Here is a 1,384-nt window from a genome sequence, read left to right as displayed (position 1 = left end):
TCAGGGTGAAGTGTGTCTAATCAACAGGGTTTTCGGTCTCTAAGCACTTTTTAAAGGGAACATCATCGACTCAAATCTCTATTTGCAACAGTGCCGTAAATTTGAGAATGAATCTGTACGTACAGACTCATTCCCTATCTATAAAGATATTAGAAATAGCTACATAGAGTTTATTTCTAGTTTATTCAAATTAGTCGTTCAAATTAGGCGTTACTACGGATGAACAATAATTTTTACAGCAGACTCATTATTATGAATCAATGTTTCAAAGCCTTTAGAAACAAGATCATCTAATGCAATCCGTTGGGTAATAAAAGGTTCTAGATTAATCTTACCTTGCTCAACCAAACGGATAGTTTCCTGATGATCATTTACATAAGCAATCGTGCCACGAATATCTAGCTCTTTCATCACCACACTATGCACATTAATTGTGGCAGGATGGCTCCAAATAGAAACGATAACGACTACACCAGTTGGTTTCATTGCTGCAACGAGTGTATCCATGACTTTATTGACACTACTACATTCAAAAGCGACATCTACACCGCGGTCTTCTGTAATTTTCATTACCTCAGCAACTACATCAACCTTAGATGGGTCTAGTACATAATCGGCAACACCCGCTTCTATCGCTTTTTCTTTACGTTTTGCACTCAGTTCAGTAATGATGACCGTGAGACCTTTAGCCTTTAAAATAGCAGATAAAAGTAAGCCTATTGGGCCTGCTCCACCAACCAGTGCGATATCGCCAGCTTTTGCGCCACTTCTGACATAGGCATGATGACCGACAGATAAAGGTTCTATCAATGCTGCTTGGTCTAAAGGAATATCATTTGAAATAGGATGTACCCAACGCCGCTGAACTGCAATTTTTTCAGAAAGACCACCACCGCGTCCGCCTAAACCAATAAAGTTCATATTTTTTGATAAATGATACTTATCATTGGGGCCAGTCGGCACATCGTCAGCAATGATGTAGGGTTCAACTACGACATGTTGCCCAATTTGGATATCATCTACACCCTCTCCAACTGCATAAACCACGCCTGAAAATTCATGTCCCATTGTTACAGGTGCAGATTCTCCCGAAATTGGGTGTGGGTGACCACAAGGTGGAATAAAAATAGGACCTTCCATGAATTCATGTAAATCTGTACCGCAAATACCACACCACGCAACTTGAATTCCAACTGTGCCTGGAAGTACTTTCGGTTCAGGGATATCTTCAATTCGAATATCCCCTCGGTCATAAAAACGAGCTGCTTTCATTTTATATTCCTTATATTGATGTTAACGGTAAACCATTCTAGACGTAATACCAAATCAGCATATTGTTTTCTTGGAAAAATTTTAAATAATGTGAAGAAGTGGCAAATTCCAC

General features: G+C 39.4%; 1 protein-coding gene and 1 pseudogene. One reads left to right on the top strand and one right to left on the bottom strand.

The features are described 5' to 3' along the window. Positions 1-213: 213 nt before the first annotated feature. The gene (locus ACK1JC_RS17000; RefSeq protein WP_004281883.1) at positions 214-1,272 is read right to left on the bottom strand and encodes a 2,3-butanediol dehydrogenase; all 1,059 of its coding nucleotides are present in this window, start codon (positions 1,270-1,272) and stop codon (positions 214-216) included. Between the two features lie 36 nt (positions 1,273-1,308). Here ACK1JC_RS17000 and ACK1JC_RS16995 point away from each other — a divergent pair. Next, positions 1,309-1,384, top strand: a pseudogene (locus tag ACK1JC_RS16995) (IS6 family transposase); the annotation flags it as partial.

The organism is Acinetobacter sp. TY2 (assembly GCF_046269225.1).
Classification (GTDB): Bacteria; Pseudomonadota; Gammaproteobacteria; order Pseudomonadales; family Moraxellaceae; genus Acinetobacter.
Note: the sequence above shows the minus strand (reverse complement) of the source record. Positions and strands in the feature narration are given on the sequence as shown.

Bases quoted from the DNA above. Each gene is read 5' to 3' on its own strand.
- ACK1JC_RS17000 (WP_004281883.1), bottom strand. From the start codon at position 1,272: ATGAAAGCAGCTCGTTTTTATGACCGAGGGGATATTCGAATTGAAGAT.